General features: G+C 71.2%; 15 protein-coding genes and 1 pseudogene. 10 read left to right on the forward strand and 6 right to left on the reverse strand.

Annotated features, from left to right (window positions below; genetic code table 11):
• Nucleotides 1-239: 239 nt before the first annotated feature.
• The 3 genes from ACFY9V_RS33145 to ilvD all read left to right on the forward strand — a co-directional run bounded on the left by ACFY9V_RS33145 (nt 240) and on the right by ilvD (nt 3,718).
• Nucleotides 240-1,034 (forward strand): TIM barrel protein, encoded by a 795-nt coding sequence (locus ACFY9V_RS33145; protein ID WP_391164093.1) that lies wholly within the window; start codon nt 240-242, stop codon nt 1,032-1,034.
• Nucleotides 1,031-1,726 (forward strand): TetR family transcriptional regulator, encoded by a 696-nt coding sequence (locus tag ACFY9V_RS33150; protein ID WP_391164079.1) that lies wholly within the window; start codon nt 1,031-1,033, stop codon nt 1,724-1,726. The genes ACFY9V_RS33145 and ACFY9V_RS33150 overlap by 4 nt, the downstream gene beginning before the upstream one ends.
• 138 nt (nt 1,727-1,864) lie before the next feature.
• Nucleotides 1,865-3,718, forward strand: a complete 1,854-nt coding sequence (ilvD, locus tag ACFY9V_RS33155; RefSeq protein WP_355350202.1) for a dihydroxy-acid dehydratase — start codon at nt 1,865-1,867, stop codon at nt 3,716-3,718.
• Nucleotides 3,719-3,867: 149 nt separating this feature from the next.
• On the opposite strand, the gene ACFY9V_RS33160 is transcribed toward ilvD, so the two are convergent.
• Entirely contained in the window at nt 3,868-4,323 is a 456-nt protein-coding gene (locus ACFY9V_RS33160) for a Uma2 family endonuclease (RefSeq protein ID WP_355350205.1), read from the reverse strand.
• 50 nt (nt 4,324-4,373) lie between these two features.
• The gene (locus ACFY9V_RS33165) at nt 4,374-5,549 is read right to left on the reverse strand and encodes an LPXTG cell wall anchor domain-containing protein (protein ID WP_391164080.1); all 1,176 of its coding nucleotides are present in this window, start codon (nt 5,547-5,549) and stop codon (nt 4,374-4,376) included.
• Nucleotides 5,550-5,643: 94 nt separating this feature from the next.
• Between ACFY9V_RS33165 and ACFY9V_RS33170 the strand changes: the two genes are divergently transcribed.
• Entirely contained in the window at nt 5,644-6,117 is a 474-nt protein-coding gene (locus ACFY9V_RS33170; protein WP_391164081.1) for a hypothetical protein, read from the forward strand.
• A 41-nt stretch (nt 6,118-6,158) separates the two neighbouring features.
• Here the strand turns inward: ACFY9V_RS33170 and ACFY9V_RS33175 are convergent, their stop codons facing one another.
• Nucleotides 6,159-6,341: a Clp protease N-terminal domain-containing protein gene (locus ACFY9V_RS33175; protein ID WP_391164082.1), complete on the reverse strand. Its 183-nt coding sequence runs from the start codon at nt 6,339-6,341 to the stop codon at nt 6,159-6,161.
• Between the two features lie 242 nt (nt 6,342-6,583).
• Nucleotides 6,584-7,126 (reverse strand): GNAT family N-acetyltransferase, encoded by a 543-nt coding sequence (locus ACFY9V_RS33180; protein WP_391164083.1) that lies wholly within the window; start codon nt 7,124-7,126, stop codon nt 6,584-6,586.
• Nucleotides 7,127-7,213: 87 nt separating this feature from the next.
• Between ACFY9V_RS33180 and ACFY9V_RS33185 the strand changes: the two genes are divergently transcribed.
• Together ACFY9V_RS33185 and ACFY9V_RS33190 are read left to right on the forward strand one after the other, a co-directional pair.
• On the forward strand, nt 7,214-7,408 hold the full coding sequence (locus ACFY9V_RS33185; RefSeq protein WP_355350217.1) for a hypothetical protein: 195 nt from the start codon (nt 7,214-7,216) through the stop codon (nt 7,406-7,408).
• A 41-nt stretch (nt 7,409-7,449) separates the two neighbouring features.
• Entirely contained in the window at nt 7,450-7,926 is a 477-nt protein-coding gene (locus ACFY9V_RS33190; RefSeq protein ID WP_391164094.1) for a hypothetical protein, read from the forward strand.
• A gap of 10 nt (nt 7,927-7,936) precedes the next feature.
• On the opposite strand, the pseudogene ACFY9V_RS33195 reads toward ACFY9V_RS33190, so the two are convergent.
• A pseudogene (locus ACFY9V_RS33195) lies at nt 7,937-8,629 on the reverse strand (IS5 family transposase); the annotation flags it as partial.
• A gap of 17 nt (nt 8,630-8,646) precedes the next feature.
• Between ACFY9V_RS33195 and ACFY9V_RS33200 the strand changes: the two are divergent.
• From ACFY9V_RS33200 to proC, 4 genes are all read left to right on the forward strand, one after another.
• Complete coding sequence (locus ACFY9V_RS33200; protein WP_391164084.1) at nt 8,647-9,111, forward strand: hypothetical protein; 465 nt, start codon at nt 8,647-8,649, stop codon at nt 9,109-9,111.
• Nucleotides 9,112-10,572: 1,461 nt separating this feature from the next.
• The gene (locus tag ACFY9V_RS33205; RefSeq protein WP_391164085.1) at nt 10,573-11,454 is read left to right on the forward strand and encodes an ATP-binding cassette domain-containing protein; all 882 of its coding nucleotides are present in this window, start codon (nt 10,573-10,575) and stop codon (nt 11,452-11,454) included.
• The gene (locus ACFY9V_RS33210; RefSeq protein ID WP_355350226.1) at nt 11,451-12,188 is read left to right on the forward strand and encodes an ABC transporter permease; all 738 of its coding nucleotides are present in this window, start codon (nt 11,451-11,453) and stop codon (nt 12,186-12,188) included. The genes ACFY9V_RS33205 and ACFY9V_RS33210 overlap by 4 nt, the downstream gene beginning before the upstream one ends.
• 98 nt (nt 12,189-12,286) lie before the next feature.
• Nucleotides 12,287-13,105 carry a pyrroline-5-carboxylate reductase gene (gene proC / locus ACFY9V_RS33215; RefSeq protein ID WP_355350229.1) on the forward strand — a complete coding sequence of 273 codons (819 nt, stop codon included), beginning with the start codon at nt 12,287-12,289 and terminating at the stop codon, nt 13,103-13,105.
• 65 nt (nt 13,106-13,170) lie between these two features.
• Here proC and trpS read toward each other — a convergent pair whose 3' ends face one another.
• The gene (gene trpS / locus ACFY9V_RS33220) at nt 13,171-14,172 is read right to left on the reverse strand and encodes a tryptophan--tRNA ligase (RefSeq protein ID WP_391164086.1); all 1,002 of its coding nucleotides are present in this window, start codon (nt 14,170-14,172) and stop codon (nt 13,171-13,173) included.
• Between the last annotated feature and the right edge of the window lie 484 nt (nt 14,173-14,656).

Consider the following 14,656-nt stretch of genomic DNA (forward strand, 5'->3'; position numbering starts at 1 on the left):
CGCCCCGCCGTGAGATCGGCGACAGTCCCTCCGCACCCCCCGGCACCTGCCCCTTCCGCCCCGGCCGCCGCCGTACGCTGTTTCCCGTGGCTGAACCAGCGGGTCGGAAGACGGACGGCCGGACGACGGACGCCGCCCTGAGACGCGAATGGCGTACGGGGCAGCGCGCGCAGCACGCGCGGGAACGTCTCGCCCCGACCGCGGGATCCGCCGCGGGGCCCCGCGGCGGCACGTCGAAGATCGTCCTGTCCACCGCCTCCGTCTACCCGGCCTCCACCGCCACCGCCTTCGAGATCGCCGCCCGCCTCGGCTACGACGGCGTCGAGGTGATGGTGTGGACCGACCCGATCAGCCAGGACGTGGACGCGCTGCGCCGCCTGTCGGACTTCCACCGGATGCCGATCCTGGCCGTCCACGCGCCGTGCCTGCTGATCGCGCAGCGCGTCTGGTCCGCCGACCCGTGGGTCAAGCTCCAGCGGGCCCGCGCGGCGGCCGAGACGCTGGGCGCCTCGACCGTCGTGGTGCACCCGCCGTTCCGCTGGCAGCGCGGCTACGCCAGGGACTTCGTCGCCGGGATCTGGCGGATGGCGGACGAGACGGACGTACGGTTCGCGGTCGAGAACATGTACCCGTGGCGCTACCGGGACCGCGAGATGCAGGCGTACGCGCCCGACTGGGACGTCACCAACGACGACTACCGCCACCTGACCGTGGACTTCTCGCACGCGGCGACCTCCCGTACCGAGCCGTTCGCGCTGATGGCGAGGATGGCCGAGCGGATGGTGCACGTCCACCTCGGCGACAGCACGGGCTCCGCCAAGGACGAGCACCTGGTGCCGGGACGCGGGAATCTGCCGTGCGCGGAGCTGCTGGCGGCGCTGGCGGCGAGCGACTACGACGGCCATGTGGTGGTCGAGGTGACCACCCGGCGGGCGATGTCGAGGGCCGAGCGCGAGGCCGACCTGGCGGAGGCGCTGGCCTTCACCCGGCTGCACTACGCGACACCGGCGCCGGTCGGCGGTGGTTCGGCGTGAGTACGGCGAAGGCGTCCCCCGGCTCCCCGGAACCCGACGGGCCCCAGGAATCCGAGGGCCTCCAGGAGTCCGGCAAGCCGGCCGGCCGCCGCCGCGGCCGTCCCGCGGGCACCAAGGCCGGGACCGCCGAGACCCGTGACCGTATCCTCGCCGCCGCCCGCGAGGAGTTCTCCGCCCGCGGCTACGACAAGACCTCCGTCCGCTCGATCGGCAAGGCGGCGGGCGTCGACTCCGCCCTCGTCCACCACTACTTCGGCACGAAGGAACAGATCTTCGGCGCCGCCATCGAGCTGTCCTTCGCGCCCGCCATGAACATCCCCGACCTCGTCGTGGCGGGCGGCGTCGACGGCATGGGCGAGCGGGTGGCCCGGCTGATGCTGCGGATCTGGGAGAACCCGGTCTCGCGCGAGCCGCTGCTGGCCATCGTCCGGTCCGCGGTCACCAACGAGACGGCCGCCGCGGTCTTCCGCGGCCTGGTCAGCCGCCGCGTCCTGGCCCGCCTCGCGGGCGGCCTCGACGTGCCCGACGCCGAGTTCCGCGTGCAGCTCGCCGCCGCCCAGCTCGTCGGGATCATCATGCTGCGGTACATCGTGCGGGTGGAGCCGATGGCCTCCGCCGACCCCGAGGACATCGTCGCCATGGTCGGCCCGGTCCTCCAGCGCTACCTCACCGCCGCCGACGTCCACCCGTAGGACCCCGCCCCCGTACAGCCCCATGGGACCGCACGTCCCGCATACCGGACCGAACGTCCGGATCCTGGGCGACGGGCGTACCCTCGATGCTCTAGTACGGAGCAGTACGAGCCAAGTGAACCCAAGGGAGTGGACACCGTGCCCGAGCTGAGGTCACGTACGGTCACCCACGGCCGCAACATGGCGGGCGCCCGCGCGCTGATGCGCGCCTCCGGCGTCGCCAGCAGCGACATCGGGAAGCCGATCATCGCGGTCGCCAACAGCTTCACCGAGTTCGTACCGGGTCACACGCACCTTCAGCCCGTCGGCCGGATCGTCTCCGAGGCGATCCTCGCGGCGGGCGCGGTGCCGCGCGAGTTCAACACGATCGCCGTGGACGACGGCATCGCGATGGGCCACGGCGGCATGCTCTACAGCCTGCCGTCCCGCGACCTGATCGCCGACTCCGTCGAGTACATGGTCGAGGCGCACTGCGCTGACGCGCTGATCTGCATCTCCAACTGCGACAAGATCACCCCGGGCATGCTGATGGCCGCGCTGCGCCTCAACATCCCGACGGTCTTCGTCTCCGGCGGCCCCATGGAGGCCGGCAAGGCGACGCTGGTCGACGGCACCGTCCGCAAGCTGGACCTGATCAACGCCATCGCGGACGCCGTCAACGAGAACATCTCGGACGAGGACATCCTCCGTATCGAGGAGAACGCCTGCCCGACCTGCGGCTCCTGTTCCGGCATGTTCACCGCCAACTCGATGAACTGCCTCACCGAGGCCATGGGCCTGGCCCTGCCCGGCAACGGCTCGGTCCTGGCCACGCACACCGCCCGCAAGGCGCTGTACGAGAACGCCGGCCGCACCGTCGTGGAGCTGACCAAGCGGCACTACGAGCAGGACGACGCGTCCGTGCTGCCGCGCGCCATCGCCACCCGCGCCGCCTTCGACAACGCCATGGCGCTCGACATCGCCATGGGCGGCTCCACCAACACGATCCTGCACCTGCTGGCCGCCGCCCAGGAAGCCGAGCTCGACTACGGCCTGGATGACATCAACGCCGTCTCGCGCCGCGTCCCCTGCCTGGCCAAGGTCGCGCCGAACGTGGCGCCCGGCGGCACGTACTACATGGAGGACATCCACCGGGCCGGCGGCATCCCCGCCATCCTCGGCGAGCTGTACCGCGGCGGGCTGCTCAACGAGGACGTGCACACCGTCCACTCGCCCTCCATCAAGGAGTGGCTCGACGCCTGGGACGTGCGCGGCGGCTCCGCCTCCGACGAGGCCGTCGAGCTGTGGCACGCGGCGCCCGGCTGCAAGCGCTCCGCCGAGGCGTTCTCGCAGTCCGAGCGGTGGGACACCCTGGACACCGACGCCGCGGGCGGCTGCATCCGCGACGTCGCGCACGCCTACTCCGCCGACGGCGGCCTGGCCGTGCTGCGCGGCAACCTCGCCCTGGACGGCGCGGTCGTGAAGACCGCGGGCGTGGACGAGTCGATCTGGACCTTCGAGGGCCCGGCCGTCGTCTGCGAGTCGCAGGAAGAGGCCGTCGACAAAATCCTCGCCAAGCAGGTCAACCCCGGCGATGTCGTCGTGATCCGCTACGAGGGCCCGCGCGGCGGCCCCGGCATGCAGGAGATGCTCTACCCCACGTCCTTCCTCAAGGGCCGCGGCCTCGGCAAGGTCTGCGCCCTGGTCACCGACGGCCGCTTCTCCGGCGGCACGTCGGGCCTGTCCATCGGCCACGCCTCACCCGAGGCGGCCTCGGGCGGCACCATCGCCCTGGTCGAGGACGGCGACCGCATCCGGATCGACATCCCCAACCGCTCCATGGAACTCCTGGTGTCCGAGGAGGAGCTGGCCGCCCGCCGCGAAGCCCTCGGCGGCGTCTACGCCCCGCGCGACCGCACCCGCAAGGTCTCCACGGCCCTGCGCGCCTACGCGGCCATGGCCACCAGCGCCGACCGCGGCGCCGTCCGCGACATCACCAAGCTGGAGCGCTGACACCGGCAGCGCGCGCACGACGCCCCCGCACCGTGACCCGGTGCGGGGGCGTCGTGCGTACGGCCGCGCTGTGCCTGGACGTACGCGTATCCGTGCGGGGACGGGCACAGGTTCGTGCACGTTTACGTGCACGCGTACGGGGTCGACGGTCAGAGGTGGTCGATGCCCGTGAGGTCGACGTTGATGCGGTACGGGACCTGGACGGTCAGCTCCTCGCGGTGCACGCCGGTGAGGGCGTACGAGTGCGAGGCCGGATCCCACTCGTGCACGTAGACCATCGGGCGCTCGGTCTCGGTGTCCTCCTCCACGCGCCACAGGTGCGTGACCCCCGCTTCCTCGTACGGGTGAGGCTCGCTCTCGTCGGCGTCGGCGGGCAGGACTTCCACGGCGAGGACGACAACGTTCTCCGCCTCCGCGCCGACCACGACGATGTCCGGTTCGGCCACCGTGCGCTCGTCCACGACCACCGCCACGTCCCTGCGCACCCGCAGGTGCGCGGGGAGTGTGCGGCGGAGGCTGTGCGTCATCAGATACCGCGCCAGCGTGCGGAATCGCTCCTGCCGCGCGGGGTTCTCAGCGGCGTGCGCCGTTAATTTTCCTTCCATGGACAGTAAGTATGACCCCTGGGCAGAGAATGACGCTGGCATATGCCAAATCAGAGGTGCCGACCGCGCCTCGCCCGGGCGGTCCTGAACACGAGGAAGCCGCCGAGGAGCAGCGATCCGCCGGCGAGTCCCGCTGCCCATCCGACCTCGGCGCCGGTGTGCGGGAGGGTGTCGCCGCCGGGGGTGGTCCAGGTTCCGGTGGGCGTCGGCGGGGGAGTGGTGCCGGCCGTCCCCGACGGGTCCGGGGAGGTGGTGGGCGGGGTGGTCGGTGATGTCGTGGGCGGGGTGGTGGGCGGTGGGGTCGTGCCGCCGGTTTCCGGGCCGGTCGGGGTGGGCGTCGTCGGCGTCGTCGTCGCGGTGGTCGGCGGTGTCGTCGTCGGTGGCACCGGCGTCGTCGAGTCGACCGAGTTCGTCGGGGTCGGGGTGGTGGTCTCGCAGGTGACGGCGACGTGGCCGAGGCGGAGGTCGACCAGCGGTCCCGCGTACGCCGGGGCGCCGCTCGTGTCGGTGAACGTGCCGCTGACGGTGATGTCGACGCCCGCGTCCGCGCTGGTGGCGGCGGTCGGGGCGCCGCCGGGCGGGTGCTGGTACGGCTCGTACGTCACGGTGAGCGTGCCGCCGCCGATGCCGGAGGCGCCGATCTCCGCGCCGGTCACGTCGAAGGTGGTCGTCCCGACCGGGACGGTGTGGCCGAGTACGTCGATCACCCCGCCGTCCGTCCGCGCGTACGCGAGCGCGTACGGGCCCACCGGCGGCGGCACGCACTCCGCGTACGCGTCCAGCGACCCGACGCTGACGAAGTCCTTGGAGTTCAGGCCGAGCGTGAAGCCGCCCGCCTGGGCCTGCGCGGAGGTCTTGCCGGGACCCGCGTCCGTACGGGCCGTGACCGCGCCGATCACCGTCAGGTGCGACAGCACGCCGGACGGGTCGGAGAAGTCACCGCCGTCCGGGCCGCCGTCCGGGGCGGAGGAGGCGTGGCCGTACCGGCCGTGGAAGGCGCTCAGGCCGAGCGCCGGGGCGGGCGCGAGGGTGAGGTCGACCAGGGAGCTGGTCGCCGCCTCGGCCGCGCGGGGGCCCGCGGCCGTCGCCGCGCCGGACCCGGCGGCCAGGGTGCAGGCGGCGGCGGTGAGGGCGGCGGCGCCCAGGCCGAGGAGGAGGTGGGGGGCGGGGGGACGGCGTCGGAGCCCGGGCGAGGCCGGGGGGACGTCTGACCGGATGTCTGACATATCGTCAGGAAAACGCATCGCATCGTGCGATTCGTCGACCGTCGGCCGAACGGGTGTGTCAGGGAACGTCCCGTTCTGGGTCATAATCGATGGCGTGGATGAGGTGAGCGAAGTGAAGCGGCGGGTTGGCGGGGGCGGTGGCGGAAGCGGCGGGGCGGTTGAGGGGGTGCCGCGGCCGGAGCCGATCCGTTTCTTCGGGACGACGTGGGTCGCGCACGACGGCGGATACGCCTGGCGGCGGGCCGGGCTCGCGGTCGGGTCCCTCGTCGCCATCGCGGCGGGGGCGGCGGTGCTGCGGTTCGGCTTTCAGGGGCTGGCCGACGCCGACGTCGGGCCCTTTGTGACGTTTCTGGCGGTGGCCGGGTTCGCCGTGTGCAGCGCTCTCGCTTTCCAGCGGACGTGGCGGGGGTTTTCGCGGCGGCGGGAGGCGGGGGCCGAGCAGGGGCTTCTGGCGATCGGCTTTCTCGGCGTGCTCCTCGCCTATTTCCTTCGGGCCTTCACCGAAGCGCCGGGGGAGGCGCTGCACCGCGCCGAGCACGCGACCGCCTCGGGACGCCGCCGGTCCTAGGGCGTGTCCGGCCGGGCGGTGGGCGCATATCCCGGTCGTCGCTATGACGTCTCCCTGGCCACCCGGGTGAGTACCGCTTGGCGCAGGCCGGCGGGTTCCACTGCCAGGGCCGCCAGTACCTCGAGGCCGCGGCCTTCTCCCGCCGCCAGCAAGCCGAGCAGGATGTGCTCCGTACCGATGAAGTCGTGTCCGAGGGCGATGGCCTCGTCCTGGGACAGCACCACGGCGCGCCTCGCGCGGTCGGTGAAAAACTCGAACCCCTCGACTCCTCCTTGCGGGTGCCGCTTGTGCCTGGTCGGTGCCGGGCCGGGGCACCTCCTCGGGCGACGAACCTGCGGGTGCCTGCGCCTGCTTCTGGCCTTATCCGTTCGTCCCCCTGCGGGGGCACCCCGGCCCGTCCCCTCCCGGTACGTCGGCGTCCGCGCGTCCGTTGTGGCTGAGGGGGGAGGGGGTTATTTGCGCGGGGTCACCCTCGGCGCGTCCACAGGCCGAACCACTGCTCGGCGCCGTACTCCTCGAAGCGTTCGACCTCGGTGAATCCAAGCTTTTCCGCGACGCGCAGCGAGGCCGTATTGGCGGTCTGCGTGCAGAGCACCACCGGCTCGCCGGGGAGCGCTTCGGCGGCCCAGTCGAGCGCTGCCGCGCAGGCTTCGGTGGCGTATCCGTGGCCCCACGCCTCGGGCAGGAACATGTAGCCGAGTTCGGGTTCCTCGCCCTCCGGACGGACGTGCCCTTTGCTCCCGGCGCCGTGCCGGTCGATCGTGACGATGCCGATCATCGCCCCGTCGAGGTCGACCACGAAGAGCCCGTGCCGCCGCCTTGGCGTCTCGGGCACCGCCCGCTCCATCTCGTCCCGCTCTCGGGGCCCTCCCACATAGGCCCCCACCTCCGCCGAACAGAACAGCTCGATCACCGCCCCCCGATCCCCCGCCTCCGGCTCCCTCAACCAGAGCCGCCCCGTCCGAATCCCCCCACCCGGCCACCCCTCCACCCACCCCAACTCCCCCATCCCCCCAACCTATCCCCACCCCACCCAACCCCCCCGATCCCAATTGCCTCTCCGTCCCGCGCCCGACCCATGAGCCTCCCGCCCGAAGTGAACGAGGGGATTGCCGAGATCGACGCCGCAGAGGACGAGCGAATCCTGCAGGGCCGACTGACGTCGATCGGCTTCAGCTACCGCTCCGAGGCCGAGGAACTGGCACCGTTGCCGCTCGAGGACTTCGAGTGCGGGCTGACCCTGACGCCTAATAGGGCGTGTGTCGGAAGTGTTTTAGGTTGGCTGATGTGAGCGTGCGGGGGCGGAGTTACCGATATGTGGGACCGGTGGAGCTGAAGGCTGCGGTCCGGTCTGGCAGCGGCGGGTGCCGGATCAGCTCGGCGGCTGACTTCGACGGCTGGGTCGCTGAGCGATCGGTGGCAGAGTTGGCCGACCCGTTCACCTTCGTGGTCGGGACGGATGGTGTGCTTCGGCTGGCGCCGCGGCGAAGCGAGCACGTGGCCTGCGCTGGCGGGGACATGGTTCTGGGTGCTGGCGAGATCAGCTTCGTGCGCGAGGCAGACCGGTGGATGGTGGGCGAGGTCAGCAACCAGTCCACCGGATACTGCCCGGACGTCACCTCCTGGTCGGCAGTCGCTCATGCTCTGGACGACGTAGAACTTGGGCGGCCCTCCGGCTTCACCCACGAGATCGTGTTCCGGCGATGCCCCGACTGCCAGGAGCACAACATCGTGCGCGAGGGCGACTTCGTCTGCGTCTTCTGCGGCGGCGATCTGCCGGAGACGTGGAACGTGGATACAGCCGTATGACGGCTGGGGGTCACAGCCACTCGTTGATGGCAGCGACCAGGACAGTCGCTTCGTAGCGGACCGCGGGCTTGTCGTACCGCGTGGCGACGGCGCGGTGCCTCTTGAGCCGGTTGATCCCGCACTCGGCAGCGTGACGTTCGCGGTGGTCGACCGGGTCGAAACGCGGCGGCCGGCCGCCGCGAGAGCCGAGCACGGGTTCGAACTGTGGCGAGTCCCCGCACTGTCCTGCCGTGATCACGATCGCCATGGGCTTCTGACCCTGCTCAACCGCCAGGTGGAGCTTGGTGGTGAACCCACCGCGTGAGCGGCCCAGCCCGTGATCATCAGGCTCGGCAAACATGCCGCCCGGCGGCTCCTTCTGCCGGTAGCCCTGTTTGCGGGCCCCGGCCGCATGCTGGTGGGCGCGGCACACCGTGGAGTCGACATTCAGGTCCCAGGCGATCGCGCCCTTCGCATCGGCCAGGGACTGGAGTCGGCTGAGGATCCGTTGCCAGGTACCGTTCCGCTGCCACCGGCGGAACAGGTCATAGACCCGTCCCCACGGCCCGTACTCGGCGGCCACGTCCCGCCACGGGATACCGGTCCGGACCCGGAACCGTATGCCGTCGATCAACTGCCGCCGGGGCCAGGCAGCTGGCCGACCCGCCGTCATGCCCTTCGGCAGCAGCGGCTCCAGCACCGCCCACTGCTCGTCCGTGAGATCTCACCGACCCATGAACCGTGATCATTCACAGCCCAAGATCCACTTTCGACTACACAGGGAGCGTCGAGGCATCCCTGGAGGCCCTGCACGCGCAGATCTTCCAGCAGAGGTACGGCAGCTCCGACACCTACCGGAGCCTCACAGAACTGCACGCTGACGAGGACTTCATGGGCGAGGAGGGCACCCACTCGATCCTCGACATCCAACGCGTCGTCCACACGACTGGCACCCCGGACCCTGCCAAGGGCGAGGACTACAACACCCTGCGCCCGCTGGCCCCTGACCGCCTTGCTCACTACTTCGGGACCGACCGTCCGACAGTCCAGCAGTATGAGGAGCGAATCACCGCAGCCCATCGAGCCCACCTCTCCGAGGAGTCTCTGCTCGAAGAGTGCCGCATGCGGTGGACCGGCATCTACGTCATCCTGCACACCGACGACCAGCCGACTCACGTGGGCATTTTCGGGTATTCAGGCGACTGATCCTGATCCTGATCAGTCGCAGCCCAGGGGCTCCGGCCACAACTCGTTTCCGCCCGGCCGACCGGTCCGACTGACGCCGCACACCTGTCGGGGGCGTGCTCACGGCGACAATCGCTCCGGAACTACAGCCCCCCACCGACCCCACCGCCAGTGGATTCCCCCGATCGTGGTGGGACCAAATCACCTTGCCGCAGCGGCGCGAACGACACCTCCGCCCGCCCCGAACCCTCAGTCGTTGGAGCCAAACGACTTCTCCGACTGGTCCCCAAACACGTGCTGACAAACCCCCTCCGCCCACCCGACGGCGAACCGCCCCCACCCACGGCGGACCGTCATCCGCAGCCGTGCCGGAGGGGGCGGGTACCCAACCCCTCCGCCCACCGGACGGCGGACCGCCCCCCTCCCAGCCCTCACCCACGGGGGACCGTCACTCGCAGACGGGCCGGAGGGGACGGGGCGGGGTGCCCCCGCAGATTTGCGTGCCGACAGGGCGTGGACGAATGGGCAAGGAGCAGGCAGCACGCAGCTCGAGGAGGTGCCCCGGCCCGGGACCGACACCAGGGACAGGGCGGTGGGCAAAGGAAAGGTGCCCGGAGGGAAAGACCCCCCAGGCACCGAGGTGCGCCGACAATGCGACACGGGTGACGTCAGGCGCTCAAGAAACGTCAAGCGCTCAAAAGACCTGAAGCGCTCAGGACGTCAAAGCCTCAGGCGCGCCGCGCAGCCGAAACGGTCCCGACGGCTCCCACGACAGCCGCCACGACAGCCCCGTGCCAGACCCCTGTCCAGAGCGACCCGAAGAACCCCTGACTGGTCAGGACCTCCCGAATAACGAAGTCGCTGACAAGCATGAGCGCCCCGGGCACAGCCGCCACCCGCCACGGATGCTCCCGCGCCCACCTCCGTATCCGGTGATCCCGCCCCCGCGCGCCCCCGGAGTACCCGAGCACCGCCCCGGCCCCGCCCACGCAGTAGAAGAGCAGGGCGCCCACGGACAGCGCCCCGGCCAGAATGCCGAGCCCGAAGTGCCCGTGCACGAGGTGCAGGGCAAGCGACACCCCACCCCCGATCGCACCGACGGCAGCGGCCGGCCGCCAAGGTCCAAGCGTCGCCGAGGCCACGGCCAACTGCCGCTTCTCAACGCGCGATGCAGCAACTTCTCGGGATGAACGCCTCATACCGCAACGATCCTTCGCCCCCACCGCGTACGCCATAGGGGATGACCCTGACCGACCCCGGACCCCCGACCAGGACACCGACCCCCGGGCCCAGGAACCCCGGCCCCCGGGCCCAGGAACCCCGGCCATCCGGATGAGGACACCGACCCCCCGGCCCAGGAACACCGCCCCCCGACCCGACCCCCCGGCCCCCCACCGAGCCGCCGCCAGGCCCCCCGAAAGCCCACCCCCTCCGGAGGAGCACGGCTTGACGCGCACCCCGTCACGGGTGTTTATTCATCACATGATGAATAAAGCCCCCGGACCCGCCATCGAGGCCGCCGGCCTCCGCGTCGTACGCGGTGGCCGCACCGTGCTCGACAACCTCTCCTTTACCCTCCCGCCCGGCCGAATCACCGGCCTCCTCGGACCGAGCGGCTGCGGAAAATCCACGCTGATGCGAGCGATCGTCGGCTCGCAGGCCCACGTCACCGGCACCCTCAACGTGCTGGACCACCCGGCGGGCCACCGCAGCCTGCGCCCGCGCCTCGGATACGTGACGCAGGCGCCGTCGGTCTACTCCGACCTCACCGCCCGGCAGAATCTCGACTACTACGCCGCCGTCCTCGGCATCGCGCACCGCGACCGCGCCGCCCAGGTCGAACGCGCTCTGACGGACGTCAACCTGATGTCGCACGCCGACAGCCTCGCCGCCAACCTCTCCGGCGGCCAGCGCGGCCGGGTCTCCCTCGCGGTGGCCCTCCTCGGCGAGCCGGAACTGCTCGTGCTGGACGAGCCGACGGTCGGCCTCGACCCGGTGCTCCGCAGGGACCTGTGGGAACTGTTCCACCGGCTGGCCGACGAGCGCGGCGCGACCGTACTCATCTCGTCGCACGTCATGGACGAGGCGGAACGCTGCCACCGCCTGCTGCTGATGCGCGAGGGCCGCATCCTCGCCGACGACACCCCCGACGCACTGCGCGAGCGCACCGGCTCCGACACCGTCGAAGAGGCGTTCCTGCGCCTGGTCGACGCGGCCAACGACGAAGCCAGCGGCGCGAGCGATGCCAAGGGCGGCCAGGCCGAGGGCGCGACCGACGCCTCTCAGCAGAAGCCCCCCGCACAAGCCAGTGCCAGTGCCAACGAATCCGCCGAGTCCACCCCCACAGAATCGACCGCGCGATGAACCTCGACCGCACCTTCGCCACGGCCCGCCGCGTCCTGCGCCAGCTCAGCCACGACCCGCGCACGATCGCCCTGATGCTCGTCGTCCCGTGCGTGCTGCTGACACTGCTGAAGTACGTCTTCGACGCCAGCCCGCAGACGTACAACTCGGCCGGCGCCTCGCTCCTCGGCATCTTCCCGCTGATCACGATGTTCCTGGTCACGTCGATCGCCACGCTGCGCGAACGCACCTCGGGCACCCTGGAGCGGCTGCTGTCCATGCCGCTGGGCAAGGCCGACCTGCTCGCCGGGTACGCGCTCGCGTTCGGCGCCGTCGCCGTCGTCCAGGCCGCGCTCGCCACCGGCCTGTCCGTCCTCGCGCTCGGCCTCGACGTCACCGGCTCGGCGTGGCTGCTGCTGGTCGCCGCGCTCGCCGACGCCTTCCTCGGCACCGCGCTCGGCCTGTTCGTCAGCGCCTTCGCGTCCAGCGAGTTCCAGGCCGTGCAGTTCCTGCCCGCCGTGCTGCTCCCGCAGATCCTGCTCTGCGGCCTGTTCGTCCCGCGCGGCGACATGCAGCCGGTCCTCAGCGGCCTGTCGAACGTGCTCCCCATGTCGTACGCCGCCGACGCCACCACCCAGATCGTCCACCACACGGGTGTCACCGGCGACTTCGTACGCGATCTGATCATCGTCGCCTGCTGCGCCCTCCTGGCCCTCGGCCTGGGCTCGGCCACCCTGCGCCGCCGCACCACCTGAGCCGCACCACCTGAGCAGAGCCACCCCGGTTGCCCGGACGTACGACCGAAGGGCGGACGCGGCCCGCTTGCCCCGTCCGCCCCTGCGAAGATGACCCCATGACCGCCCAGAAGCAGAAAGTCGCCGTTCTCGGCACCGGCAAAATCGGCGAAGCCCTCCTCTCCGGCATGATCCGCGCCGGATGGGCCCCGGAGGACCTGCTGGTCACCGCCCGCCGCCCCGAACGCGCCGAGGAACTGCGCGCCCGTTACGGCGTCGAGGCCGTCACGAACGCCGAGGCCGCCAAGGCCGCCGACACCCTCATCCTGGCGGCCAAGCCCCAGGACATGGGCGCCCTGCTGGACGAGCTGGCCGCGCACGTACCGGCCGACCGCCTCGTCATCAGCGCCGCCGCCGGCATCCCGACCGCCTTCTTCGAGGAGCGGCTCGCGGACGGCATCGCGGTCGTACGCGTCATGCCGAACACCCCCGTGCTCGTGGACGAGGGCATGTCCGTGATCTCGGCAGGCCGCCACGCCACCGAGGCCCACCTCGCCCGTACCGAGGCCATCTTCAAGCCGGTCGGCAAGACCCTCCGCGTCCCGGAGAAGCAGCAGGACGCCGCGACCGCCCTGTCCGGTTCCGGACCCGCGTACTTCTACTACCTGGTCGAGGCCATGACCGACGCGGGCATCCTGCTCGGCCTCCCGCGCGCCCAGGCCCACGACCTCATCGTCCAGTCCGCGATCGGCGCCGCCGTGATGCTCCGCGACAGCGGCGAGCACCCGGTCAAGCTCCGCGAAGCCGTCACCTCCCCGGCGGGCACCACCATCAACGCCATCCGCGAGCTGGAGAACCACGGCGTACGCGCCGCCCTCCTCGCCGCCCTCGAAGCCGCCCGCGACCGCAGCCGTGAGCTGGCCTCCGGCAACGGATGACCCGGCTCGACGGGTACGGCCGCGGGTAGCGAGGCGGCACGGGAGCAGTACGGATACGGCCGCGGCTACGTGAGCGGCAGCAGCCCCACCGCCCGGTAGGCCGCGTCAACGGTCGGCCGGGCCAGCGCCCGCGCCGCCGCCGCGCCGTCCCGCAGGACCCCGTCCACGTACGACGGATCGGCGCTGAACTCGGCGTGCCGCGCCCGCAACGGCCGCAGCAGCTCCACCACCGCCTCCGCCGTGTCCCGCTTCAGGGACCCGTACGCCGTGTACTCCCCGGCCAGCGTCTCCGGCTCCTTGCCCGTACAAGCCGCCAGGATGTCCAGCAGATTCGCGACGCCCGGCCGCGCCTCGCGGTCGTACTCCACCTCGCCGGCCCCGCTGTCCGTCACCGCCCGCATCACCTTCTTGGTGATCGCCTCGGGCTCGTCGAGCAGGTAGATGATCCCGGCGGTGGCGTCGTGCGACTTGCCCATCTTGCCGGTGGGGTCCTGGAGGTCCATGACCCGCGCGGCCACGGCGGGCCGTACGGCGCGGGGCACGACGAACGTCCGCCCGTACCGCTGGTTGAACCGCTCCGCCAGCACCCGCGTCAGCTCCACATGCTGCGTCTGGTCCTCGCCGACCGGCACCTCGTCGGCGCCGTACGCCAGGATGTCCGCCGCCATCAGCGCCGGGTACGTGAGCAGCGACAGCCGTACGCTCTGCCCGGCCGCCTGCGCCCGCGCGGACTTCTCCTTGTACTGGATCATGCGCCGCATCTCACCGTCGGTGGCCACGCACTCCATGACGTACGACAGCCGCGCGTGCTCGTCGACGTGGCTCTGCACGAACACCGTGCACACCTGCGGATCGAGCCCGGCCGCGAGCAGCAGGCTCGCCGCCTGCCGGGTGAGCCGTCGCACCCGCGCCGGATCGTGGTCGACGGTGAGCGCGTGCAGGTCGACCACGCAGAACAGCGACTCCGCCCGGTGCTGGTCCTCGTCCGCCCACCGCCGGATCGCGCCGAGGTAGTTCCCCAAGGTGAGGTGCCCGGTCGGCTTGACCCCACTGAAAATCCGCGTCATGACTGCTGTCTCCTGGTCCTGGTCGGGTTCGCGGGACCACCGCCCACCGCGGCCGGGACAACAGAAAACGGCCGCCGAGGCGGCGGCCGTTGGATGCATACGTGACTCCTGGCCGCCCTAGGCGGCCCACCACTGAGAGGTGCACGCATGCGATGTCATACGACCCACAGTAGCCCTCCGGCCACCGCCAGGGCACCGAGTTGACACTCTCCGGACCCGTGCGTAACGTTCTCCGGGTTGTCCGAGCGTGAGCGCCGACTCCGGTCGGTCCCCGGACAGCCATTCCGCAGCAAACAAACGAGCGACTACGGCATGCCGTGGCGTTCACTTGTGCGCATTCGGAATGGGGCGGGAACGGAAAGCGGCCGATTTGGTTCGACCGCCGAAGTTCAGCTAATGTCTCACTCGTCGGAACGGCCGAACAGCCGGAAAGACAAGCCCCGCTGACTGGGGGTCAGGCACTGGAAAGCGTCTGATAGAGTCG

The sequence above is a fragment of the Streptomyces sp. NPDC008317 genome (genome assembly GCF_042955955.1).
Lineage (GTDB): Bacteria > Actinomycetota > Actinomycetes > Streptomycetales > Streptomycetaceae > Actinacidiphila.

Coding starts and splice junctions, on each gene's coding strand:
- ACFY9V_RS33160 (WP_355350205.1), bottom strand. CDS start 4,323: ATGGAAGGAAAATTAACGGCGCACGCCGCTGAGAACCCCGCGCGGCAG.
- ACFY9V_RS33165 (WP_391164080.1), bottom strand. CDS start 5,549: ATGTCAGACATCCGGTCAGACGTCCCCCCGGCCTCGCCCGGGCTCCGA.
- ACFY9V_RS33180 (WP_391164083.1), bottom strand. CDS start 7,126: ATGGGGGAGTTGGGGTGGGTGGAGGGGTGGCCGGGTGGGGGGATTCGG.
- ACFY9V_RS33205 (WP_391164085.1), top strand. CDS start 10,573: ATGATGAATAAAGCCCCCGGACCCGCCATCGAGGCCGCCGGCCTCCGC.
- ACFY9V_RS33210 (WP_355350226.1), top strand. CDS start 11,451: ATGAACCTCGACCGCACCTTCGCCACGGCCCGCCGCGTCCTGCGCCAG.
- proC (WP_355350229.1), top strand. CDS start 12,287: ATGACCGCCCAGAAGCAGAAAGTCGCCGTTCTCGGCACCGGCAAAATC.
- trpS (WP_391164086.1), bottom strand. CDS start 14,172: ATGACGCGGATTTTCAGTGGGGTCAAGCCGACCGGGCACCTCACCTTG.